This is a genomic window from Hymenobacter rubidus (assembly GCF_016734815.1).
GTDB classification, from domain to species: domain Bacteria; phylum Bacteroidota; class Bacteroidia; order Cytophagales; family Hymenobacteraceae; genus Hymenobacter; species Hymenobacter rubidus.
In genome coordinates, this window is record NZ_JAERQF010000021.1 from 23,958 (window position 1) to 46,688 (window position 22,731).

Genomic DNA, 22,731 nt, shown 5'->3' on the forward strand with positions numbered 1-22,731 from the left:
CGAAGGACCTTATCACCGCTAAACAATCCGTAACAACATATTCATTGCAGATATGATAAGGTCCTTCGCTGCGCTCAGCATGACATATTATTTCCATCCAAATCAGTTTCAATGACTGACGTTTCAACTTCCAGCGCCACCGCTCCAGCTTCGGCCGGGCCGGTGGCGCTGCTGTTGCTGGCCGCTGGCGCATCTACCCGCATGGGCCAGCCCAAACAGTTGCTGCCCTACCACGGCCGCACCCTCCTGCGCCACGCAGCCGAAACCGCTGTAGCCAGCGGCTGCGCACCCATCATACTGGTAACCGGAGCACTGCACGAAGAATTGCTACCGGAAACAGTGGGCCTGCCCATCCAAGCCGTGCGCAATGTCGAGTGGGAAACCGGCATGGCGTCCTCCATCCGTGCCGGGCTCACCGCCCTTGCCGGTACCCAGCCGGCCGCCGTCCTCATCATGCTCACCGACCAGCCACTGGTGACTTCGGAGCTGCTGCAGCAGCTGGTGCGGCAACAACAGCAAACTCAGGCTCCGGCCGTAACGGCCGCCTATGGCGATACGCTGGGCGTGCCCGCCGTTTTTAGCTCAATACTATTACCTGAGCTGCTACAGCTGCAGGGGCAGCAGGGCGCGGGCCGGCTCATTGCTAGTCTGGGCGCGGCCGTGGGACGGGTGGCTTTTGCGGCAGGCCTGCTCGATGTGGACACACCGGAACAATACGCACGGCTCAATTCCTCGGCATCAGTTTCCAGACCGGATAATCGTTTTACCGCGTAACGATTCGCATTTCCTTCCATTGGCCAAATACCCGCGCTTGGCGCGCTGATACCCGCATTGGTCGAACTGTAAAAATGCCCGCGAAAGCCTCCGGCTAGCTTTGATGGAATGTTTGATTCCTGATTAAATCAAAGCTGATAATGAACAAGATTTACCATGCATTGCCTTTTTGGCTTATTGCCGGCTTGCCCATTGCTGCCCAGGCGCAGGTATCGCCGTCCGAAGTAGTGACGCCTACCATGTCGGGCACCATCAAAGGCGCGGTGCGCTCCGAAGCGGGCAATCCAATTTACGGCGTGAGCGTGGTGGCCATTCACTTGCCGTCGGGCATTCGGCGCCGCATCACAACCGACGAAAACGGCGCCTTTTCGCTGCCACAGCTGTTGCTGGGTGGCCCGTATGCGCTGCAGGTTACGCAGCCCGGCTTTCGGCCGCGCGTCACCACCAACCTCTTCTTGAGCGCCAACAAAACCATTACCATCGACTTCGTGCTGGTGCCCGACGTGGTGGCCGTGGGCACGCGCCGCGCCGACCGCAGCGCGGCCGACGCCCTCTCGCCCGTGGACGTGGTGGACATGAGCGAGCTGGCCCTGACGGCACCCGGCACCGACATCGGCCAAATCCTGAACTACGTGGTGCCGTCCTTCAACTCGACGCGCCAAAACGTTTCGGACATTGCCGACCACCAGGACCCCAGCTCGCTGCGCGGCATGGGCGTCGACCAGATGCTGGTGCTCGTGAACGGCAAGCGCTTTCACAACATGGCCGGGCTGTACCTGCTGGGCACGCGCGGCGTGGGCAGCTCCGGCACCGACGTCAACATTCTCTCGGCCAACGCCCTGGACCGGGTGGAAGTGCTGCGCGACGGCGCGGCGGCCCAGTACGGCTCCGACGCCATTGCCGGCGTGATGAACTTCACCCTGAAAAGCGACAACAGCGGCGGCAACGTCTTCGTCGGCAGCGGACTGACCCGGGCCGGCGACGGCCTCAACACGACGCTGAGCCTGAACAAAGGCCTCAAGCTGGGCGAAAAAGGCTTCCTCAACCTGACCGGCGAAGTAGACTACCGCGGCAGCACCTCGCGCTACGTACCCGGCAAGCCGCACCGCGACTTTGAGTCGCACCCGATTTTCAGCCGGGCCTCGCAGGCCGAGGAAGACGCCCGCACCGCGGCCAACGGTGGCAACTTCGACCAGATAAACGGCAACGCCCGCAGCACCAACTACCGCTTTGTGTACAACGCCGGGGTGCAGCTGGCCAAGGCCACGCGCCTGTACTCCTTCGGCGGCTACACGTACCGCGACGGCCAGTCGCGCCAGCAGTGGACCACGGCCCTGGCCACGCCCAACGACGTGGTGCCCGGCAAGCTGTCGGCGCTGGGCTACCAGCCCGTGCAAAGCAACAAGATAAACGACGCCACGGCCGTGGTGGGCATCACGCAGGCCCTGGGCGCGTGGAGCCTCGACGTGAGCAACGCCGTGGGCTTCAACAAAATGAAGCTGGGCCTGAGCGAGTCGGTGAATCCGTCGCTGGGCGCGGCCACACCCACCAGCTTCGATTTGGGCTCGGTGTCATTTCTGCAAAACGTGACCAACGGCACGGTCACGCGCCTGTTCGACAAAGCCATGGCGGGTGTGAACGTGGCGTTCGGGGGCGAATTTCGGACCGACGTGTTCAACACGGTGCAGGGCGACGCGGCCGGCAACGCGCAAGGCCTGGTAGCGCAAAACAACCCCGCCTTCCCCACGCCGTCGGCCCTGCCGGCCAATTCGGGCGCGCAGGGCCTGCGCAGCTTCGACAACACCGTGAGCCGGCGCCGCACCAACACCGCCGGCTTCGTGGACGTGGAAGCCGACATTGTGAAAAACTGGACCGTGGGCGGGGCCGTGCGCTACGAGCGGTACTCCGACTTCAGCCAGTCGGCCTTCACCTACAAGGTGAATACCCGCATCCGGGTGGCGCCCTGGCTGGCCCTGCGCGGCGGCTTCAACACTGGCTTCCGGGCACCGTCCATTCAGCAGCAGTTTTATGAGCAAACCACGGTGTATTCGTCACCGGCCGGCAAGCTCAACGCTCGCGTCATCCCCAGCAACGAGGACGTGCGCACCGAAATCGGCATGCCGGCCCTGAAGCCCGAAACCTCGACCAGCTACACCGGCGGCCTGGTGCTCACCCCCACCCCCGACCTGACGCTGAGCGCCGATTTCTACCGCATCGACGTGAAGGACCGGATTCTGCTCTCGGGTTTGTTTGTGGCCGATGCCTTCGATGGCAAGCCCGCCGACGAGCCTTTCCGGGAGTATCTGGTGGACGACAAGGCCTACGCGGCGCAGTTTTTCGCCAACGCCGCCGATACCCGCAACGAGGGCATCGACCTGGTGGCCCGCTACAACCGGCCGGTGGGCCGCGGCAAGCTGCTGCTGAGCCTGGCCGCCAACTTCAACCGCGCCTCCGTGAATGTCAACGTGCCAAAGCAGTTTCAGGACATTCAGAACGACAAGCTCTGGGACGAAAACTTCGTGGACCAGCGCCCGCTCTCGATGCTGCAAACCGGCAACCCCAAGTCGAAAATCTTCGCCTCGGCTTCGCTCGAAATGGGCAAGCTCACGGTGCAGCCCCGCCTCACGCGCTTCGGCGAAGTGGCCTACTACGACAACAACTTCGGCCTGCTGGAAGAAGGCGGCTACTTCCTGCGCTTCACCCCGAAGTACGTCACCGACCTCATCGTGAGCTACCACCCCAGCAAAGCATTCATGCTGACGGTGGGCGCCAACAACGTGTTCAACGTTCTGCCCGACAACAAAAAGCAGGCCGCCGCCAACGGCCACATTCCCGACGCGGCCTACAACACGCCCACCACCACGGTGGCGCAGTTCGAGTCGGCTTTCCGCGCCCGTCACGGGTCGCTGTTCATGCCCTACGACTTCGATACCATTCCCTACGAAGCCGTGCAGATGGGCTTCAACGGCGCTTTCTTTTACCTGAAAGCCGCCTACACCCTGGGTTTGTAGGCGGCCGTGCGACCTTTTCTTACTTCTGCGAAAGCCATGAAAACCTACCTCCTGACCGCCCTTTTGCTGGGCAGCGCCGTGGGAATCGTGCCGGCCAGCCCTCGCGCCACCCTTTCGGACGCTTCTCCTAAGCAGGCCCGCGCCCTGCACCCGTCGGCCTTGGTGGCGGCCCCCGTTCAGGGGCCGCCTTACCTGTCTGAGCAAGTCCATTTTGCCAACGCAGCGGCTACGGCAGGGGCGACGGCTAGTGCCGGAACCAGCAGCAAAGCAGGACTGCTGCTGGCCGGCACGCTGACCTTGCCGGTGGGCAAAGGCCCGTTTCCGGCGGTGCTGTTGCTGTCGGACCAGGGCGCGCAAGACCGCGACGCGGTGTACGACAACTACCGCTTCTTTGCCGAGCTGGCCGATGGCCTCACCAAAGCCGGCTTCGCCGTGTTGCGCTACGACGACCGCGGCGTGGGCCAAAGCACCGGCAGCCTGCCCAGCGCCACCCCGCCCGACCTCGCCACCGATGCCCAGGCCGGCCTCAACTTTCTGCAAACCCGCCCCGACATAGACCCCACCCGCCTCGGGCTGTTGGGCCACGGCCAAGGCGCCAACGTGGCGCTGCTGGCCGCCGCCGGCCCACTGCCGCCCAATTTTGTGGTGGCCCTGGCTGGCTACGGCGTGCCGGTGCGCGAAGCCCTGGTGCAGCAAAATGCTGCCTTGCTGCGCAGCCTGGGCGCCGATGCCGCGCAAGTAGACGCCACTGCCCGCCGCCAGCGCGACATGCTGGCCATCATCAGCAACATGACCGACAAGGCCCAGACGCAAGCCATTGTGGCCAACATGCTGCGCCAGGACTCGCCCGGTATGGACGTGGCCACCGCGCAGGCCAGCGCCGCCCAGATGCTGACCCCAGCCTACCGCTCCTTCCTCGACTTCGACCCGCAGCCCCAGCTCGGCCAAGTGAAGTGCCCCGTGCTGCTGCTCAATGGCACTGTCGATGAGCAAGTCGATGCCGACATCAACGCGACGGCCCTGCAAAAAGGCCTGCGCAACAACCGTAGCGTGACGGCCGTGAAACTGTCCGGCGTGAACCACTTACTCCAGCCCGACCCGAAGCAATGGCCCATCATCGAGGGGCAGGCCCGCCCCGTCATAGCCCCAACGGCCATAATGGCGCTCACGAGCTGGCTTCGCCGCCAAACTGCTCGGTAAGCGGTTCTGTCGCACCTCTTCCACTACCAAGGCCACCTCGACAGGGTGGCCTTTTCGATGTCTTTGCCCGGCTACTTCGTGCCCGACTCCAATTTGCGGAGCTTATCCGCTTTCCAGGCCGTGGTAGCTACGACCAGCAGCGTCATGGTTCCACCGAAAACCACACTGGTAACGGTGCCCATCAACTTGGCCGCCGCGCCGCTCTCGAAGCCGCCAATCTCGTTGCTGGAGCCGATAAAGATGTTGTTCACCGCCGACACCCTCCCTTTCATGTACTCCGGCGTGTAGGTATGAATGAGCGTGGAGCGCACAATGACCGAAACGGAGTCAAAAACGCCCGTCAGGAACAAGAGAAACAGCGACAGGTAGAAGCTTTTCGACAACGCAAAGCCAATGGTGGCCAGCCCAAAGCCCGCCACGGCCCACAGCAGTTTGCGCCCCGCTCCTTTGCGCAGCGGAGAATAGGTGAGCCACACGGCCATCAGCACCGAGCCCACGGCCGGGGCGGCCCGCAGGTAGCCCAGCCCATCGGGGCCGGTGTGCAGAATGTCTTTGGCGAAGATGGGCAGCAGCGCCACCGCGCCCCCAAACAGCACCGCAAACAGGTCCAGCGACAGCGCCGCCAGCACAATCTGGTTGCCGAAAATAAAGCGCACGCCACTCAGAATGCTCTCGCCCAGGCTCAGCCGCTCGCCCTCGCGCACGGGCAGCGCCCGGCTAGCAATGCTCACAAACAGCAGCAGCGACACCAGCATCAGGCTGGCGTCGACGCCGTAGGCAAAGCCCTTGCCCATCTTCGCAAACAGTAGCCCGCCGATGGCCGGCCCCAGCACCGCCGCCGCCTGCCAGCTGCTCGAATTCCACGTCACGGCATTCGAGAGCAGGCTACGCTCCGGCAGCAGCTGCGGCATAAACGAAAACACCGCCGGCCCCAAAAAGCCGCGCGCGATGCCGCTCACAAACAGCACCACGTACAGCATCACCACATAGAGTGGAAAAGCCGCCACCCGCTGGTTAGCAAACAGCGCCATACCGGCTGGCTTGGTGAGCAAAAACAAGCTCAGCGAACACAAAAACAGCACCACCATCATGGGCACGATGATGCGCTTGCGCGGCACCGAATCGGCCACGTGCCCGGCGTAGAGCGATACCGTGATGCTCGGAATGGCCTCGGCCAGCCCAATAAGGCCCAGCGCCAGGGGGTTGTTGGTCAGCTCGTAAATCTGCCAGCCCACCACCACGCCCTGAATCTGGCTGGCAATGGTGAACAGGACCCGAGCCGATAATAAGCGGCGAAAATCAGAAACGCGCAGGGCCGCGTACGGGTCGTGAGTGGGAGAAGCGTCGGCAGTTGGAAGCATAAGGCACAAAAGCCGCCAATGCGGCGGGCGAGCGCAAAGGTAGGCGCCGGCTTACCCCTACGAAGAAGGCGGCTGCACCAGCTTGCGTGAACCCGGAGCACAACTTTTTCAGGAATGTGAAACTTTTTTAATCTTTTTTTACTACGCCGTTGGTCGCAAAAAGGGCCTGGATGAAGTTTTTAGGAAGGTTGCGTATTTTTCGCAAAAAGATTTTGGCATTTTTATTCTTTTACCTCTTGCGCGAGTGCATTTCATTTCTCTACATTTGAAACGATTCTAGCGGGCGAAATCGCCGGCTGAAAGTCGCTCCCCATTTTTTTTCTCGGTAACTGCATACTATGGCCTAAAGCTCTACGTTCCCTTATTCCGTAGCCCTTTATGGACCTCTTGCAACCGAGCGACTCTGCGCTCATCTCGCTCTACCTGGCCGGCCAGGAATCTGCTTTCGCCATCCTGCTGGAGCGCTATCGCAGCCGTGTGTTCACGACCATCCTCCTCATCGTGCGCGACGAGGACGTGGCCGAGGACCTCTTGCAGGATACGTTCATCAAAGCCATTCACACCCTGAAAAGCGGGCGCTACAACGAAGAGGGCAAGTTTGCTCCCTGGATTTGCCGCATTGCCCACAACCTGGCCATCGATTCGTTCCGGCGGGGCAAGCGGACGCCCCACGTTAGCCTGACTGACAACGACCGGCTGGCCAATACCCTCACCATTGCCGATGACGGACCGGACGATATTCTGGCCCGCGAAGAAACCCACAACCGCCTTCGGGCGTTAATCCAGGAACTGCCCGCCGCCCAGAAGGAGGTGCTGCTGATGCGCCACTACGGCGACATGAGTTTCCAGGAAATTGCCGACGCAACCGGCGTGAGCATCAACACGGCCTTGGGCCGCATGCGCTACGCGCTGATAAACCTGCGGAAGAAAATGACCGCAAATTCCCTCGATTATGATTCAAACCTTACCCCATTCGACACTGCTACAGTATGTGTACAACGAATTGCCGGTTGAAAGGCAGCGCGAAGTAGAGGAGGCAATGCAGCACGACCCGGACTTGGCCGCTACCTGCGCCGACCTCCTTTTGGCCCAGCGGGCTCTCGACGGCGTACGTCGCGAGCCGCGGCCCGAAACTTCCGAGGCCATTTTGCGCTACTCGCGCACTTTCTTGAGCAAGTCCTGAGCCCCTTCGATTTCCTGTGGCGGCCGTTCTACGCTATGCGTGGCCGGCGGTAGCACGGGTTATCCAAATAGCCAGCACGGTCATGCTGAGCTTGTCGAAGCAACTCTCCCGCAACACTAAATCCAATCAAAAGGAATAGTATTGCGGGAGAGTTGCTTCGACAAGCTCAGCATGACCGTTTCTCTTTTTGTACTCCTACTCACTTCATGCGCCGCGCCGACCGATTTACCTACTTTCTCGACTACTTCATCACCAATTTCCCGGAGCCGAAAACCGAGCTGGCCTACCACAACCCCTACGAATTGATTGTGGCCGTGGTGCTGAGCGCGCAGTGCACCGACAAGCGCGTGAACCTGGTGATGCCGCCGCTGCTGGCGCAGTTTCCTACCGCTGCGCACCTGGGCGCGGCCTCCGCCGACGACATTTTCCCCTTTATCCGCAGCGTTTCTTACCCCAACAACAAGGCCAAGCACCTCGCCGGCCTGGGCCGCATGCTCACGGAGGATTTTGCCGGCGAAGTGCCCAGCCAGATTACCGAGCTCCAGCGCCTGCCCGGCGTGGGCCGCAAAACGGCCAATGTGGTGGCCTCCGTCATCTACAACCTGCCCGCCATGGCCGTGGATACCCACGTTTTCCGGGTATCGCATCGCCTTGGCCTAGTGCCCAAAACCGCTTCCACGCCGCTAGCCGTGGAAAAAGCCTTGGTAAAATATATTCCGGAGGAGCTTATCAACAAAGCGCATCACTGGCTGATTTTGCATGGCCGCTACATCTGCGTAGCGCGCTCACCCAAGTGCAGCATCTGCCCGCTGGCTCCCAGTTGCGCTTATTTTGAAAAGCATTTTGGCAAAGCTGCTGCGTATGAGCCGCTACCAGACGAATAAACGTGCTGTATGGCAGCAAAATTCGCCGCATTTGGTATACAAAGTTCCATTTCAGGCACAAGCCAGCACAAAACACAAGCTTAACCGCACAAAAATCATTCGCCTGCTTTTTCTAATATCCGCTCAATTACCCCAGCCAGTGTTTGGCGGTCGAACGCCTGGGTAGCTAGGTGGCGGCCTTTCCGGCCAGCATTCGCCATCAGTTGCGGATTTGCTAGTAGTATACGGAGCTTAGCTGCTAGCGCTTCGGCGTTGCCCGCCGGCACGTACCAGCCGCAGCCATACTCTTCCACCAGCGCTTTCGTCCATCCTTGGTTCGTGACAATAACCGGCGTGCCCACCGCCAGCGAGTCGTAGAGCTTGGCCGGCGAATTGGAATCCAGCACCGGCAAGTTAAGAAACGACACCAGCGAAACCGCAGCCAGGGCAAACCAGCTAAAAACCTCGTGCCGAGCCTGGCCGCCCATTAGCCGGATGCGGCCGGGCCAGCGCCCTGCCGCATCCGCAATCAGCGGCTCAAAAAAACCGTGGCCCAAAAACAGCCACACTACTTCTAACTCTTTTGCAGCCATCGTTTCGGCGGCAGCCACCAGGGTGGGAATGTCGTTGGCGCGGCCGAAGGTGCCCGCATACAAAATCACGTGCTTTCCAGCCAAACCGTGCTTTTGTTGCAACGCCGCTACTGCCTCGGGAGTAGCGCAGGCGGCCAAGTCGAGGTCGGTGCCGTTGAGCACGGTAGTTACGTTGGATGGTGCGATGCCTAAATTCGTTACATAGCGCGCCATGTCCGGCGAAAGCGGCAAAATGTGCCGGGCACTTTGGTAAAGCCGTTTTTCCATGCGGTACAGCTGCTGCCGGGCCAGCGCTGTGGGCACCGCACCCATGGCAATGGGAAACGCCGGCCACAAGTCCTGCACTTCAAACACCCAGGGCACTTGCCGCCGCCGGGCCACCTGCGCCGCCGCCCACGCCGCCGTCAGCGGCGTGCTAATCCCCCAGATTACGTCCGGCTTATCCATTCGGAGCCCCTCGCGCACAGCCCAAGCAGCATAGCGGGCAAAGGCCAGGGCCCGCCTCGCAGGCCCCATCTTGTTTTCATATGGCACCTGGGCTTCACGGATTTCCACACCAGGCGGCACCCACGGAAACTCGTGCGTAAGCCGCTGGCTTCTCCAGGCCGGGGTCGTCAGCAACGTTACCCGGTGGGTTTTAGCCAAGTGCGCCAGCAGCGTGTAGTGCCGGCTGGTGGCCGGGCAGTCGGGGTTGGTATGGTACTGGCTGAAAACGGCAATGTGCATGGGTTCAATGAAGCATGAGGAATGAAGGAATGAAGAATGAGAATCCCTGCCCATGGCCAATTCTTCATTCTTTCATTCCTCATTCTTCATTAACCTACCGTTTGGGCCGGTAGTGCGAGTCGTTCAGGATGCGCTGGGCGTTTTTCTCGGCCATCAGCCGGCCCAGGCTGATGCCAGGGTGTTCGGCTACGTACTTGCGAACGATTTGCAGGCCCACCCACTGCCCCACCCGGCCAGGGCATGTTTTATCAATTTCCGGCACATTAGGCCGTTCCCCCACGTATTTCTGCAACAAAAAGGGCGTGGTCGAATACAACAAATTGTGCTCCAGAAAATGACCCCACACGCGGCCTTCGTTGGCTTCCAGCCCAATCATTTCGCGCGTGGTATAGCCCAGCAACAGCGAATCGGGCGTGCAGGGCAGCATTTGGCTGGCAAAGTACAGTGCCTTGCCTTCGTGCACCATGGCATCGAGCATGGTATTGGCCGTCAGTTCGTGGCGGTTGTACTTGGTCGAAACGTTCTGGGTGAGCAGCGGGAGCAAGCCGGCCGGCGTGTAGCGGCGCAGCATGTACTGCGGCAGGTCGGGCCGCTTGCTGGCTTTAGGCCCGGCAAACCAATCCAAACTGAGCACCAACAGCTTATCGTTCACAAAAATGTCTTTCGCCAGAAAACCGCTCACGTACGTCACGGCCGGAGGCGCCTGAAAATCAGGAAAGTAATAGTGCACCCGCCGAAACATTTCCCCTAATTCGTGCGTGAGCGCAGCCGTGTCCGGAAATGCCGCCGTCGTTTCGCGGCCCAGTTGCTGCAAGGCATCATTGGTAGCCAAATGCACCAAGCTGCTTTGCAGGTCTTTTTCCGTGGCCGGCTGGCGTTGCAGGTAGAACCGAGCAAAGGCCGGATTCGCATCCATAAACTGCTGAGCATCAGCCGGCGTTTTTATCCTGAAAAAGACAGGTTCCAGGTGCTTCACGTGCACAGGCACTGCAGCCGCATCCTCGGCTGCATCGACCCGGCAACCCGCGGCCGGGCCTTTTTTGCAGGCAGTCAGGCTCAGCGCAATTCCTAAAAACAACGGCAGCCAGCACCGCCAGGCAAAATTATTCGTATTCACGCTCGTTACTTTGATGCAAAATTAGCCAAAACAAACCGGCGCTACTGCCGACCATCACTTTGCCCTGCCTGTTTCTATGAAAAAGTCTCTTCTGTTCCTGCTCGCTCTGGCAGCTTCTATCACCACCGCCACGGCTCAGGTTGAAATCGGCTTAAAAATAACGCCTGCTATCACCAGCCTGCGGGCTGAATCTTCTACCGTCAACGCGTTTGCCACCGACGGCAGCAAACTCAGCTTAGGCGGTGGACTGGTAGTTGATTATTTTTTTGGAGAAAATTACGCTTTCAGCACCGGCTTATTGCTAACGGGCAAAGGAGGCTCCTACACATACCGGGACCCATCGCTAAGCGGGCTTGCTATCAGTCAGAAACTTACCATGCAATACCTGGCGCTGCCTATCACGGTGAAGCTCTTTACCAATGAAGTAGCGCCCGCTACGCGCTTGTACTTCCAGGTCGGTGGCTCACTGAATGTGCCCATCGGCTCGCGTGTCAATGACAGTAAATACTACATAGACCCAGCCACGGGCGCCGAAAACAAAGCCAGCGAGTACGTTTATTTCATCGATGCTGACGCCTTGGCTTCCGTCGGCGTTGAATACCAATTGGGCAAAAGCACCAAGGTTTTTGCCGGCGTGTGCTACAACCGGGGCTTGGTCGACATCGACCATTATTTTGAACGCAAGCGCGATTTTAAAGATGTAACCATCAAGAACAGCGGCTTTGGCTTAGACTTGGGCATGAAATTTTAGCCATTCGCGAGTAGCAACTGTTGCTGCTATTTTCGAGAAACCCTTGCAACAAAAAGCCCCGGCTCCTTTCTGGAACCGGGGCTTTTTGTTGCAAATCGGGTAAACCGGAGACCAAGCCATTATCGAGCCTAGTCCACAATTTCCACCTCACGGTCCTGCAAACGGCTCATGGCGGCGGCCGACGAACGCAGTTGGATTTCCTCGCCCCGCTCGTCTTCGATGCGGTAGTCGGTGAGGCCCAGGCTGCTGTCGTTCACCACTTTCACCCATTTGTAATACTTGAGATACCACTTCATCTGGCGTGAAATCAGGCCTTTAGTGTAGTAAGCGTACAGGAACGGGTGCACCGACAGCGTGATGCCCGACTGGTTCTGATTCACCAGCAGGTCGTCGATGCTGTTGTCGATGTCGTCCGTCACTTGGATGGAGGCCGAAATCTTGCCCGTACCGCCGCAGGTGGGGCACACCTCGCCGGTCACGATGTTTTCGGCCGGCCGCACCCGCTGACGCGTGATTTGCAGCAGCCCGAACTTAGTGATGGGCAGCACCGTGAACTTGGCCTTGTCGTGCTTCATCACGTCGCGCACGGCGTCTTCCACCTTCTTGCGGCTTTCGGCCGAGCGCATGTCAATAAAGTCGACCACAATGATGCCGCCCATGTCGCGCAGCCGTAGCTGCCGGGCCACTTCTTTGGCCGCCAGCATGTTAATCATCAAGGCCGTCGCTTCCTGGTCGTTTTCCTGGTTGCTCTTGCTGCCCGAGTTCACGTCGATAACGTGCAGAGCTTCGGTGTGTTCGATGACGAGGTAGCCGCCGCCGGGCACAGTCACGGTCTTGCCAAACAGCGTTTTCAGCTGCTTCTCGATGCCGGTTTGCTCGAAGATTTTAATCTTCGAGTTGTGCAGCTTCAGCAAGCCCAGCTTATCGGGCGCAATCTTCTGTAGGTAGTCGCGCATCTCTTCGTACATCGTCGGCGCGTCGACCATGATGCTGTCGAAGGATTCGTTCAGCATGTCGCGGAGCATGGAGGAAGTCCGGCCGAGCTCGCCGAGCACTTTGTCGTTGGGCTTGGCGGTACGCAGCGTGGTATACAACTGCTCCCACTTCGCCACCATGTCCTGCATGTCCTTGTCCAGCTCAGCCACCTCGCGCCCTTCGGCCACGGTGCGGATGATGACACCGAAGTTATCCGGCTTGATGCTGGCAATGAGCCGCTTGAGCCGGTCCCGCTCCGCTTTGCTCACTATTTTTTTGCTCACGCTGATGGTGTTCGAAAACGGCATCAGCACGAGGTAGCGCCCCGCCATCGAAATGTCGGTGCTCACGCGCGGGCCCTTCGTCGAGATGGGCTCCTTGATAATCTGAACCACAATTTGCTGGCCCTTCTTAAACACGTTTTCGGCCTTGCCCACTTTGTCGAGGACGGGCTCAAACGTGAATTTTTCGAGGCCGGCGGTGGCGGCGCGGCCGCTTTGCACGGTGCGCGCCCACTTCGTGAACGAGTTGTACTGCTCGCCGAGGTCGCCGTAATGCAAAAACGCGTCTTTTTCGTAGCCAATGTCTACGAACGCTGCGTTCAGGCCGGGCATCACCTTTTTCACGGTGCCCAGGAAGATGTCGCCTACTGAGTAATTGGTGTCGTTGCGGTCGAAATGGTATTCAATCAGCCGCTTGTCTTGCAACAACGCAATCCGCTCGCCTTCCTGAGTAGAATTAATGACTAATTCATTACTCAAAGCCTTGATTTAGTTAAAGTAACCTGCCTGCAATGCCGCCGCAGCACTACCCCGAAACCGGCAAAGGGAAGCCAGAACCATAAGTTCTGGCTTCCCTCGCGAGCCACGGGAAAAGCGCCCAACGCGGCCACACCCAGGAGGCTACGTGAGAGATAGACGGCTGGCTCCTTTCCCGTTAGGAAAACTGCCGGCCGCCGCTACGCCCCGTGAGGCTTACTTCTTCTTGTGGCGGTTCTTGCGCAGGCGCTTCTTGCGCTTGTGAGTGGCAATCTTATGACGCTTTCTTTTTTTACCGCAGGGCATGATGCTTGGGGGTTAAGTTAGTGATTGATTGTGTCTTGACTATTTCAATTTGGCAATTTCCTCCTCTACCGAAGCCGCCAGCGCCGGGTCGTTGCTGAGGCTTTTGGCGGCTAGGAACGCCTGTTTGGCTTCTTCTTTGGCGCCGGTGCGGGCCAAAGTTACGCCGAGGTAAAACTGGCCGTTCACATTTTTCGGATTGACTTTCACCAATTCCTTGAAACGCTGCACGGCCTTGTCGTACTGATTGCTCTGCACCGCCAGAATGCCCATGTTGTACAGGGCTTTCTCGTTGCGCGGGTCGGCTTCCAGCACTTCGCGCAGCAGCGAAATGCCCTGCACGGGATTTTCGGAAGCCATATAGGCCATGCCGAGGTTGGTTTTGGCATCGAGGTTGCCGGGTTGCTCCTTTAGCACCTTGGCGTACAGCTCCCGTGCTTTGCCGCCGAGCAGTTTCACCCGCTCATCAGAAGACGCGAAGCTGAACGCCTGGAAGTAAGCATCGGCGGCATGCTGCCAATTGGCGGCAGTAGGCTTGGCCAGGGCCACTTGCTCCAGGTAGTAACCGGCGCTGTCGAACCGCTCTACGCTGTTGTAGCGGCGGGCCAGGGTGGTAGCCACCGTGGCTTTGGCAGCAGCATTGGGCGCGGCGTTGTACTCCTTCAGCAGGCGGGTTAGCTCCTGCCGCTGAGTAGCGGTGGCCGTGGTGTGCGGAGCGGCAGAGTTCGGGCCGTTGTTCTCGGTGGCAGTGGCCGGTACGGGGCCGGAGGAAGCCTCCGTTTTAGACCCGTTGGTGGCGGAGCCGCCCCCGTCGCGGTTGGCCGTCGCGGCCGCGTCCTTGCTCAGTTCCGAGCGGCTCTCCTTGGGCTTCATGATGCCTTTCGGCAACACAAAAAGCCCTCCGACCAGCGCGAGCGCGGCAGCGAGGACAACCAATTGATGCGTAGCGGAACGGGACGTAGTAGCCATGGGCTGAAAAAAGCCGGCCGCCGGGCTTTCCCTCGCGGAAAAGACACCGGCGGCACGGCCGGCATTTTCATTTTTAGGTATGCAGTATTCGGTACTTGTTAGCCAGCTTAAAACAAAGCGCTGGCTATTGGTTACCTAATGCGGTCTACCGAAAGAACTAGGCTTTGGCAGCAGTGGCTTTTACCTTCTTGCTGTTCTTGATTTTGGCCACGAAGGTTTTCGACGGCTTGAAGCTCGGGATGTAGTGCTCTTCGATGATGAGCGACGTATTTTTCGAGATGTTGCGAGCGACTTTCCGGGCGCGCTTCTTGTTGACGAACGAGCCGAAGCCACGAACATAAATGTTGTTGCCTTCCGTCATTGAATCTTTCACGACTTTGAAGAAAGCTTCAACAGTCATCAATACATCAGCTTTCTCGATGCCGGTCTTCGTGGAGATTTCGGCGATTACCTCAGCTTTAGTCACGTTGGTATGGTACTTAGGTGGTTGAAAAAATTACGTTTTTAGGCAAAAAAATCCCGAATTCCAGCGTAAGCCTTTGCCTGGTAGGCGGTTCGCCCTCGAATTGGGGCCACAAAGGTAACCCCATTTTTTTGTTTTACCAATCTACCCTCCTAAACAAAGGGCAGGTCCAAATTATTCTCTTTCAAAATTTTGACAAAAACACGCTCCCATCCTTCCTTTCTGGCTTCGGCCCTCTTGGCGTGGTATCCGCGCCACCACCGCGACCTTCCCTGGCGCCATACCCGCGACCCGTACGCCATCTGGCTATCGGAGGTGATTTTGCAGCAAACCCGTGTGGCTCAGGGCCTACCCTACTACGACACCTTCCTGGCGGCTTATCCCACGGTGCAGGACCTGGCTGCGGCGCCCGAGGCCGAAGTGCTACGCTACTGGCAGGGCCTGGGCTATTACTCCCGGGCCCGCAACATGCACCGCACCGCCCAGCAGGTGGTGGCAGAATACGGCGGCAAGTTTCCCGATTCGTACGCGGAATTGCTGAAGCTGCGCGGTATCGGTCCGTATACGGCCGCGGCTATTGCCTCCTTTGCCTTTGATGAGGCGGTGGCCGTGCTCGATGGCAATGTGTACCGGGTGCTAGCGCGCATTTTTGGGCTGCATTCAGATATCGCGGCCCCTAGCTCGCGCAAAGAATTCCAGGCCGTGGCCGACCAGCACATTCCCGCCACCGCGCCGGCCGACTTCAACCAGGCCATTATGGAGTTTGGGGCCATTCAGTGCACACCGGCCAAGCCCGACTGCCTGTTTTGCCCGCTGCAAAGCACTTGCTGGGCGTTTCAGCATGGGCAGGTGGCGCTGCTGCCGGTGAAGAGCAAGGCCAAGGCGGCGCGCACGCGCTACTTCCACTACTTCGTGCTGCGCCACGGCGAGCAAACCTATCTGCGGGAGCGGCGCGAGAAAGACATCTGGCAAGGCCTCTACGATTTTGCTTTGGCCGAAACCACCGTGCCGGAGCTACCGGCCGCCGAGTTGGGACGCCACCTCAACGCACTAGGCGCTACCTTGGACACCAGCCAAGCCGCTGAGCCCAGCGCCGCCTACCGGCACGTGCTAAGCCACCAGAAACTGGAGGTGCGCTTCCACCCGATGGCGCTGGCAAAACCGTTGCCCGAGGCTACATTGCGCGATTTAGGCTTGCGTGCTTATTCGCTAGCCGAGATTGAAACGCTGCCAAAGCCCGTGCTGATTGCTAATTATGTTGAGCAAAACAGGTGATAACTTCATTGACCAATATTTTTAGATTTTTCAGCAAAAAATATTAGCAAAATATTTTGCTTCCCCGATTCAAGCTATTATCTTTGAGGCAAGAGCAGGCCGGGTGGTTTGCTCGATTCTGTATTTCCTAACGTGCAATAATATGGCCGGAGTGAACAAGGTGATTTTGGTAGGCAACCTGGGGAAAGACCCCGAAGTGCGCCATTTGGAAGGCGGTGTGAGCGTGGCTCACTTTACCCTCGCTACTAACGACTACTACAAGGACAAGCAAGGCAACCGCGTGGAACGGACCGAGTGGCACAACATCTCGGCGTGGCGCGGCCTGGCCGACATGGCGGATAAGTACCTCAAAAAGGGCCAGCAGGTGTACATCGAAGGCAAGCTGCGCACCCGCCAGTACCAGGACAAGGACCAGCAGACGCGCTACATCACCGAAATCATCGCCGATGAGATTTCGATGCTGGGCGGCCGGCCGCAGGGCCCCGGCACCACGCCGAACGAAGCAAATGGCGCAGCTCCGGCCGAGGCCGGGCACACTTTTCGCCAAGAGCCCGAGCTGGACCAGCTACCGTTTTAGCTGCGGTCCGATAATTTTCAGGAGAAGCCCCGGCACTTGGCCGGGGCTTTTTTCGTTGCCACTGGCACCGGCCAACGGCTACCTTTGATGCCTGAGCCGCAGCTTGTATTGCGGCGCCGATATTTTAGCAACCAACCTCACGTAGTGTCGATACTGAAAAAACTTCCGATGCTGGCGGCGCTGGCCCTATTGGCGGCCTGTTCGTCGGCCCCGGACTTTACGCCCAAACCCAAGGGCTACAACCGCATTGACTTGCCGGCGCACCGCTACCAAATGCTGGGCGGTGGCCACCCGTATGAGTTTGAATACTCCAAGGAAGCGGTGATAAAGCGCGACTCGTCGTACATGGCGCAGCCGCACTGGATTAACGTGTATTACCCCAAGCTGCACGCCAACGTGCAGATTACCTACATGGACGTGCAGCGCGACCGGCGCCTCTACAACAAGATGATGGAGGATGCGCGCAAGCTCACCGGCAAGCACGAAATCAAAGCCACGGCCATCGATGAGCGGATTCTGAAGACGCCCAGCGGCATGCGGGCTTCGGTGTTTGAGCTGCAGGGCGAGGTACCCAGCCAGTTTCAGTTTTATACCACCGACAGCACCCGCCACTTCCTGCGCGGCGCTCTGTACTTCCGCACGGCCACCGCGAACGATTCGCTGGCCCCGGTGATTGAGTACGTGAAGACGGACATGGTGCGCATGCTGAATACGCTTAAGTATAAATAACTGTCATGCTGAGCTTGCGAAGCATCTTTTCACGGTTGAATCTATTTTCGCAAACGTGATAAGATGCTTCGCAAGCTCAGCATGACAGCCTGATTTAATGAGTAACTTCTTCAATACCCGGCTGGAGTTTTTGCGCTCGGTGGGCAGCACCCAGCGGGCACAGCTGCTGGGCAAAGAGTTGGGCCTGTTTACGTACGGCGACCTGATTCAGCGCTACCCCTTCCGCTACCTCGACCGGACACAGGTGTACCGCGTTGCCGATTTGAACGACGACCTGCCGTATGTGCAGGTGCGCGGCATGCTCCGCGGCAAAGAATTGGTGGGCGAAGGGCCAAAGCAGCGCCTGACCGCTAAGGTGGGCGACGGCACCGGCGAACTGGAACTTGTATGGTTCAAGGGCATCAAGTGGGTGCAGCAGGTTGCTAAAAACAATCAGGAATACATTGTTTTTGGCAAGCCGACGATGTTCAACGGCCGGCCCCAGATGGCGCACCCGGAGCTGGAGGAAATGAGCGAGAGCAAGCCGGGCCAGAGCTTTTTGCAACCGGTATACAACACCTCGGAAAAGCTGAAGAACTACCACCGCGTCGACAGCAAGGCCATTATGCGCATGGTAGCGGAGCTGCTGAAGCTGGCCTTGCCGCACGTGGAGGAATCGCTGTCGCCGGCCCTGATTCAGCAGTACGGGCTGATGCCCAAGGCGCAGGCCCTGCAGCAGATTCACTTCCCGCAGAGCCCGGAATTGCTGGCGGCCGCCAAGTTTCGGCTGAAGTTTGAAGAGTTGTTTTACGTGCAGCTCAAGCTGCTGCGGCAGCGCGACCAACGCAAGGTGACGCTGGCCGGCCAGATTTTTAAGGAGGTGCCCACGCTGGTAGATTTCTATAAAAACCACCTCACCTTCGACCTGACCGGCGCGCAAAAACGCGTTATCCACGACATTTACAAGGACTTCTGCGCGGGCAAGCAGATGAACCGCCTGCTGCAGGGCGACGTGGGCTCGGGCAAGACCATTGTGGCCTTCATCTCGATGCTGATGGCCGCCGACAATGGCGCACAGAGCTGCCTGATGGCGCCCACCGAAATCCTGGCCGACCAGCATTACGTGGGGCTGAAAGTATACGCGGATGCGCTGGGCATTAAAATCGGCAAGCTCACGGGCAGCACCCGAACTTCGGAGCGGCGCGTGCTGCACGAGGAACTACGCAACGGCACCATGCACATGCTGGTGGGCACCCATGCGCTGCTGGAGGATGTGGTGCAGTTCCGCAACCTGGGGCTGACCATTATGGACGAGCAGCACCGCTTTGGGGTGGCGCAACGCTCGAAGCTGTGGCAGAAGAATCCGCACATCATCCCCCACGTGCTGGTGATGACGGCCACGCCCATTCCGCGCACGCTGGCCATGACGCTTTATGGTGACTTGGACGTGAGCGTGATTGACGAGCTGCCGGCCGGCCGCAAGCCCATCGTGACGGTGCACCGCTTCGACGCCAACCGCCTGAAAGTGTTCGAGTTTATCCGGGACCAGGTGAAGCTGGGGCGGCAGGTGTACATCGTGTATCCGCTGATTGAGGAGTCGGAAACGATGGACTACAAGGACCTGACCGACGGCTACGAGAGCGTGGCCCGGGCCTTCCCGGAGATGCAAATCAGCATTGTGCACGGGCGCATGAAGGCCGAGGAAAAGGATTACGAGATGCAGCGCTTCATCAAGCGCGAAACCCAGATAATGGTGGCGACCACCGTGATTGAGGTGGGCGTGAACGTGCCCAATGCCTCGGTGATGGTGATAGAATCAGCCGAGCGGTTCGGGCTTTCACAGCTGCACCAGTTGCGGGGCCGCGTGGGCCGCGGCGCCGACCAGAGCTACTGCATCCTAATGACGGGCTTCAAGCTGAGCAAGGACGCCCGCACCCGCCTCGAAACGATGGTTCGCACCAACAACGGCTTCGAAATTGCCGACATCGACCTCAAGCTGCGCGGCCCCGGCGACCTAATGGGCACCCAGCAAAGCGGCGTGCTCGACCTGCTGATTGCCGACCTGGCCAAGGATGGCCGCATTCTGACCGAAAGCCGCGCCGCCGCCCAAGCCCTGCTAACCGAAGACCCCAACCTTGCGCACCCCGACAATGCCAACATTCGGCGGCACATCGAGAGCCTGCCGGCTACGGCGGTGAATTGGAGTCGGATTAGTTAAAACAGCGCTGTGTTTATCGGCTTGGGCAAAAAAAAACGACCTTCTGAAAAGTCGTTGGTCATTTTTAGCTAGTACATCTCGGTTATGAACCCGCTTCCGCTCCGCTGTGACGGCTGAGTGGGCTTGGCTAGTTCAGCGTTATAAACCTGATTTACGAGAACGACAGAAGATTGAGCAGGCTTTTGAGGCTTAACAGTTTGCGCTACAGTAGCAGGAGCGGCCTGCTTGGCAAGCTTGCCACTGATAATAAGCGCCGTTAAGAGCGAGAACTTAAGTAATGATTTCATATATAGTAGATATTGCAGGTGTAAAGCTAAGGCAGAACTATGGACTGTGCTATGCAAACCCCTAATCTGCCAATTTCACATCCGCTTGGGTTTGCAATTGGTTGGTGATGCAGGGTAGTGTAATGTTGGGGGAAGTGCCCCGATTGGGCACTTTTACCGTACACAAAGTTAACGGGTCCCCTGTACGAAAGAGCGCATGCAAGTGTTATGGTTAAAACACTTTTTTGTTAGCAACCACCCTTCAACCGAAGGCTCATCAGATTCAAAACATCATCTTAACGCTTAGAAAGGGTAATTTTGAGCAGGCTCTACGGTCATAAAAAAAATTCTTATGTCTCGACAACACCAAAAAGTTATGTTGAAACGCGCTTTGCTAACCGGGCTGTTGGGCTGCGGGCTTTTGGGCTCGGTCGCGGCCCAGAAAGTGAAGTCGACCCCCTTTAGCTATCTGCCCGAGCAAGGCGCTGACCGGTACGATATGCGCGTGCCCCGCAAGACCCTGCCCCTGGCCGACGGCACCGGTTTTGTGATTCTGGCGCACCAAAGTGCCGGCGGCTATGCCGTGGAGCGCTACGATGCCGACCTGAAAAAACAGTGGAGCACCCCCATACCGGTGGCCCCCGACGAAACGCTGGAAGCCTTTGGACGCGGCCCACAACAAGCCTTGGTGGTGATACACCACAAAGACGACAATGGGCAAAACCTGGCCGTGGTAGCCGTGAACATGCAAAGCGGACAGCGCAGTCCTGCCAAAGTGGTGATGACGGCCGCGCCACGCGACCGGCGGCCGGGGGTTTCCATCTCGCCCGAAGGCTCGCGGCTGTTGGCCTTCCGCTACCTTACCCGCGGGCAGCAGGTGACAAGCATTGCGGCCACACTGTTCGACCAAAATCTGGGGCAGCTGGAAGAAAAAACCTATGATTTCCGCGACCTGACCGATTTCTTCTCACCGGCGGTGCATGTGGCTAACGACGGCACGCAGTACGTGACACTCATCAGCGAGGGCATGAAGAAGCTGACGGTGCGCCGGTACCCTGCCGGCACCTCCACGGAAATCAACGTGCTGGGCGTGCCGGTAGGTGGCATATTCGGCGGCAAAACCGTGACCATTCGCGACACCAAATTCACGGTACTGAACGACGGCAGCTTGTATGCGGCTGCCCTATGCGCCGACTATGCCACGGGCGAATACTACAGCTTGAAAGTGGTGAAGTACGATTTCAGCGGCACCGGCGACATGAAGTTCTCTCCCGAATTCCGTTTTACGCCGGCTTACTTAGCCGAGATTAGCAAAGCCAGCGGCACTGAGGTAAAGCGCTTGGACGATGTGTACCTGGGTGAGCTCTTACTCACTAGCGAAAAGCAGCTGGTGGTAGTAGCAGAAAAGCATTTTGAAGAAGGCGGCAGCGAGGCTCCGGTGCACGCCCGTGAGTTGCACTTGTTCGGCTACAATGAGTTTGGGGCTCCTGCCTGGCACAGCATCGTGGCCAAAGACCAGGTAGCGCCGGCCGTGGACTCGTACACGGGCATCGGATTTCGAGCCGCAGTGTTTGGCGGCACGGTACAGTTGGTCACCATGGAAACCATCGACAAAAAATCAGACCTGTACCTGCGGCGTGTCAACGCGCTGAGTGGCGTGGTTAGCCCACCCGAACGCCTGAAGCTGAACGTAGCCGATGACCAGCAGCTGGCTTACGTGAAGGATTTTACGGCTTGGCTGAACGAGAAAACCATCATCGGCGTGAGCCGGCCCAGTAAGAAGTCAGCAGCGTTGGAACTGGACAAAGTGGTGCTAAAGTAGCTTGCTTATAGCCGCCGCAACGAAAAAGGCGAACCCGGGTGGGGTTCACCTTTTTCCTTGCGGCGGCGGCTACATTATTCCACCGACAGCCGTTGGCTGGCTACCTGGCTGCCGGCCTGCACCCGCAGTGTGTAGAGGCCAGGAGCAATGCCCGACAAGTCGAGTTGGGTACGCGTTTCCAGGCCGGAGGCCAAGGGAACGACCGCAGCGCGAACCTGCTGGCCTACGGCATTGAACAGTCCGAGGCTGGCCTGCGCCACACCCGGCACGGCCGGCAGCACCAAACCAGCGGCACGGTGTGCCGGATTCGGATAGATGCTGACGGCACCTGCTCCAAGAGCATCGCGCGCTGCCAAAGCCCCCCGGAAGGAGAAAGTAATCTGACCGCCTCCAGTGTAGACAACCGTGGTGCCCGTTCCGCACACGCTCGTGACCTGGATGTAATAGGTCTGCCCCGGAACCAGGCCGGTTAAGGTGGCCGGCGAGGAAGTTGTATTTACCCAGCGAGTGGAGTCGTTCAGGATATAATACGTAATGTGAAAACTCGTATTGCCCGCGCCCGGCGTGAAGGTGACGGTGGCGCTGGTGGCGCTGGTGCCCGTGACCACCACATTGGTGACCGCACCGCAAACAGTTGGAACAGCCAGGGTGCGGAATGTGACGAGTGTTGCCGTGGACGTCATCCCGCTGCAATTAGTGTAGAGACGCACAACGTATGACGTATTTGGCAGCAACCCGCTGAGTAGCGCCGGAGAGCCTGCCACAGTTTGCGTAATGGCGTGGAGGCTGTCGCCGACTGCATAATAAACGGCCCGGTA

19 protein-coding genes are annotated in these 22,731 nt (G+C 58.8%); 11 read left to right on the forward strand and 8 right to left on the reverse strand.

From position 1 onward, the window contains the following. The first annotated feature begins 111 nt into the window (after window positions 1-111). The 3 genes from JKL48_RS14445 (at window position 112) to JKL48_RS14455 (ending at window position 4,985) form a co-directional block, all read left to right on the forward strand. Window positions 112-774 (forward strand): nucleotidyltransferase family protein, encoded by a 663-nt coding sequence (locus tag JKL48_RS14445; protein ID WP_201983665.1) that lies wholly within the window; start codon window positions 112-114, stop codon window positions 772-774. A gap of 140 nt (window positions 775-914) precedes the next feature. After that, entirely contained in the window at window positions 915-3,785 is a 2,871-nt protein-coding gene (locus JKL48_RS14450; RefSeq protein WP_201983666.1) for a TonB-dependent receptor, read from the forward strand. A gap of 36 nt (window positions 3,786-3,821) precedes the next feature. Continuing rightward, window positions 3,822-4,985, forward strand: a complete 1,164-nt coding sequence (locus JKL48_RS14455) for an alpha/beta hydrolase family protein (RefSeq protein WP_201983667.1) — start codon at window positions 3,822-3,824, stop codon at window positions 4,983-4,985. A 71-nt stretch (window positions 4,986-5,056) separates the two neighbouring features. Here JKL48_RS14455 and JKL48_RS14460 read toward each other — a convergent pair whose 3' ends face one another. Further along, entirely contained in the window at window positions 5,057-6,346 is a 1,290-nt protein-coding gene (locus JKL48_RS14460) for an MFS transporter (RefSeq protein ID WP_201983668.1), read from the reverse strand. Window positions 6,347-6,724: 378 nt separating this feature from the next. Between JKL48_RS14460 and JKL48_RS14465 the strand changes: the two genes are divergently transcribed. Both JKL48_RS14465 and nth read left to right on the forward strand, forming a co-directional pair. Beyond that, complete coding sequence (locus JKL48_RS14465) at window positions 6,725-7,360, forward strand: RNA polymerase sigma factor (protein ID WP_201983669.1); 636 nt, start codon at window positions 6,725-6,727, stop codon at window positions 7,358-7,360. A 375-nt stretch (window positions 7,361-7,735) separates the two neighbouring features. Then, window positions 7,736-8,413 (forward strand): endonuclease III, encoded by a 678-nt coding sequence (gene nth, locus JKL48_RS14470; RefSeq protein WP_201983670.1) that lies wholly within the window; start codon window positions 7,736-7,738, stop codon window positions 8,411-8,413. Between the two features lie 95 nt (window positions 8,414-8,508). Here nth and JKL48_RS14475 read toward each other — a convergent pair whose 3' ends face one another. Both JKL48_RS14475 and JKL48_RS14480 read right to left on the reverse strand, forming a co-directional pair. Further along, window positions 8,509-9,711 (reverse strand): glycosyltransferase family 4 protein, encoded by a 1,203-nt coding sequence (locus tag JKL48_RS14475; protein WP_201983672.1) that lies wholly within the window; start codon window positions 9,709-9,711, stop codon window positions 8,509-8,511. 94 nt (window positions 9,712-9,805) lie between these two features. Continuing rightward, window positions 9,806-10,828, reverse strand: coding sequence for a gliding motility protein GldB-related protein (locus JKL48_RS14480; protein WP_449555694.1), 1,023 nt, complete (start codon window positions 10,826-10,828; stop codon window positions 9,806-9,808). A 76-nt stretch (window positions 10,829-10,904) separates the two neighbouring features. Here JKL48_RS14480 and JKL48_RS14485 point away from each other — a divergent pair, with 76 nt between their 5' ends. Then, on the forward strand, window positions 10,905-11,579 hold the full coding sequence (locus JKL48_RS14485; protein ID WP_201983675.1) for a porin family protein: 675 nt from the start codon (window positions 10,905-10,907) through the stop codon (window positions 11,577-11,579). Window positions 11,580-11,707: 128 nt separating this feature from the next. Here JKL48_RS14485 and JKL48_RS14490 read toward each other — a convergent pair whose 3' ends face one another. From JKL48_RS14490 to JKL48_RS14500, 3 genes are all read right to left on the reverse strand, one after another. Continuing rightward, window positions 11,708-13,315, reverse strand: a complete 1,608-nt coding sequence (locus tag JKL48_RS14490; protein ID WP_201983676.1) for an Rne/Rng family ribonuclease — start codon at window positions 13,313-13,315, stop codon at window positions 11,708-11,710. A 342-nt stretch (window positions 13,316-13,657) separates the two neighbouring features. Then, the gene (locus JKL48_RS14495) at window positions 13,658-14,584 is read right to left on the reverse strand and encodes a tetratricopeptide repeat protein (protein WP_201983680.1); all 927 of its coding nucleotides are present in this window, start codon (window positions 14,582-14,584) and stop codon (window positions 13,658-13,660) included. 157 nt (window positions 14,585-14,741) lie between these two features. Further along, the gene (locus JKL48_RS14500) at window positions 14,742-15,050 is read right to left on the reverse strand and encodes an HU family DNA-binding protein (protein WP_190928317.1); all 309 of its coding nucleotides are present in this window, start codon (window positions 15,048-15,050) and stop codon (window positions 14,742-14,744) included. A gap of 189 nt (window positions 15,051-15,239) precedes the next feature. Between JKL48_RS14500 and mutY the strand changes: the two genes are divergently transcribed. The 4 genes from mutY (at window position 15,240) to recG (ending at window position 19,825) form a co-directional block, all read left to right on the forward strand. Further along, window positions 15,240-16,322 (forward strand): A/G-specific adenine glycosylase, encoded by a 1,083-nt coding sequence (mutY, locus tag JKL48_RS14505; RefSeq protein WP_201983682.1) that lies wholly within the window; start codon window positions 15,240-15,242, stop codon window positions 16,320-16,322. A 142-nt stretch (window positions 16,323-16,464) separates the two neighbouring features. Next, window positions 16,465-16,899 carry a single-stranded DNA-binding protein gene (locus tag JKL48_RS14510; RefSeq protein WP_201983685.1) on the forward strand — a complete coding sequence of 145 codons (435 nt, stop codon included), beginning with the start codon at window positions 16,465-16,467 and terminating at the stop codon, window positions 16,897-16,899. Window positions 16,900-17,067: 168 nt separating this feature from the next. Next, window positions 17,068-17,628 (forward strand): gliding motility lipoprotein GldD, encoded by a 561-nt coding sequence (gldD, locus tag JKL48_RS14515; protein ID WP_201983786.1) that lies wholly within the window; start codon window positions 17,068-17,070, stop codon window positions 17,626-17,628. Window positions 17,629-17,725: 97 nt separating this feature from the next. Continuing rightward, on the forward strand, window positions 17,726-19,825 hold the full coding sequence (gene recG, locus JKL48_RS14520; RefSeq protein WP_201983686.1) for an ATP-dependent DNA helicase RecG: 2,100 nt from the start codon (window positions 17,726-17,728) through the stop codon (window positions 19,823-19,825). A gap of 68 nt (window positions 19,826-19,893) precedes the next feature. Here recG and JKL48_RS14525 read toward each other — a convergent pair whose 3' ends face one another. After that, a complete protein-coding gene (locus tag JKL48_RS14525) occupies window positions 19,894-20,112 on the reverse strand; it encodes a hypothetical protein (RefSeq protein ID WP_201983687.1) in 219 nt (72 codons plus the stop codon). 355 nt (window positions 20,113-20,467) lie between these two features. On the opposite strand from JKL48_RS14525, the gene JKL48_RS14530 reads away from it, so the two are divergent. Continuing rightward, on the forward strand, window positions 20,468-21,913 hold the full coding sequence (locus JKL48_RS14530) for a hypothetical protein (RefSeq protein WP_201983688.1): 1,446 nt from the start codon (window positions 20,468-20,470) through the stop codon (window positions 21,911-21,913). A 74-nt stretch (window positions 21,914-21,987) separates the two neighbouring features. Here the strand turns inward: JKL48_RS14530 and JKL48_RS23165 are convergent, their stop codons facing one another. Then, window positions 21,988-22,596 carry a fibronectin type III domain-containing protein gene (locus tag JKL48_RS23165; protein ID WP_236668813.1) on the reverse strand — a complete coding sequence of 203 codons (609 nt, stop codon included), beginning with the start codon at window positions 22,594-22,596 and terminating at the stop codon, window positions 21,988-21,990. Window positions 22,597-22,731: the final 135 nt, after the last annotated feature.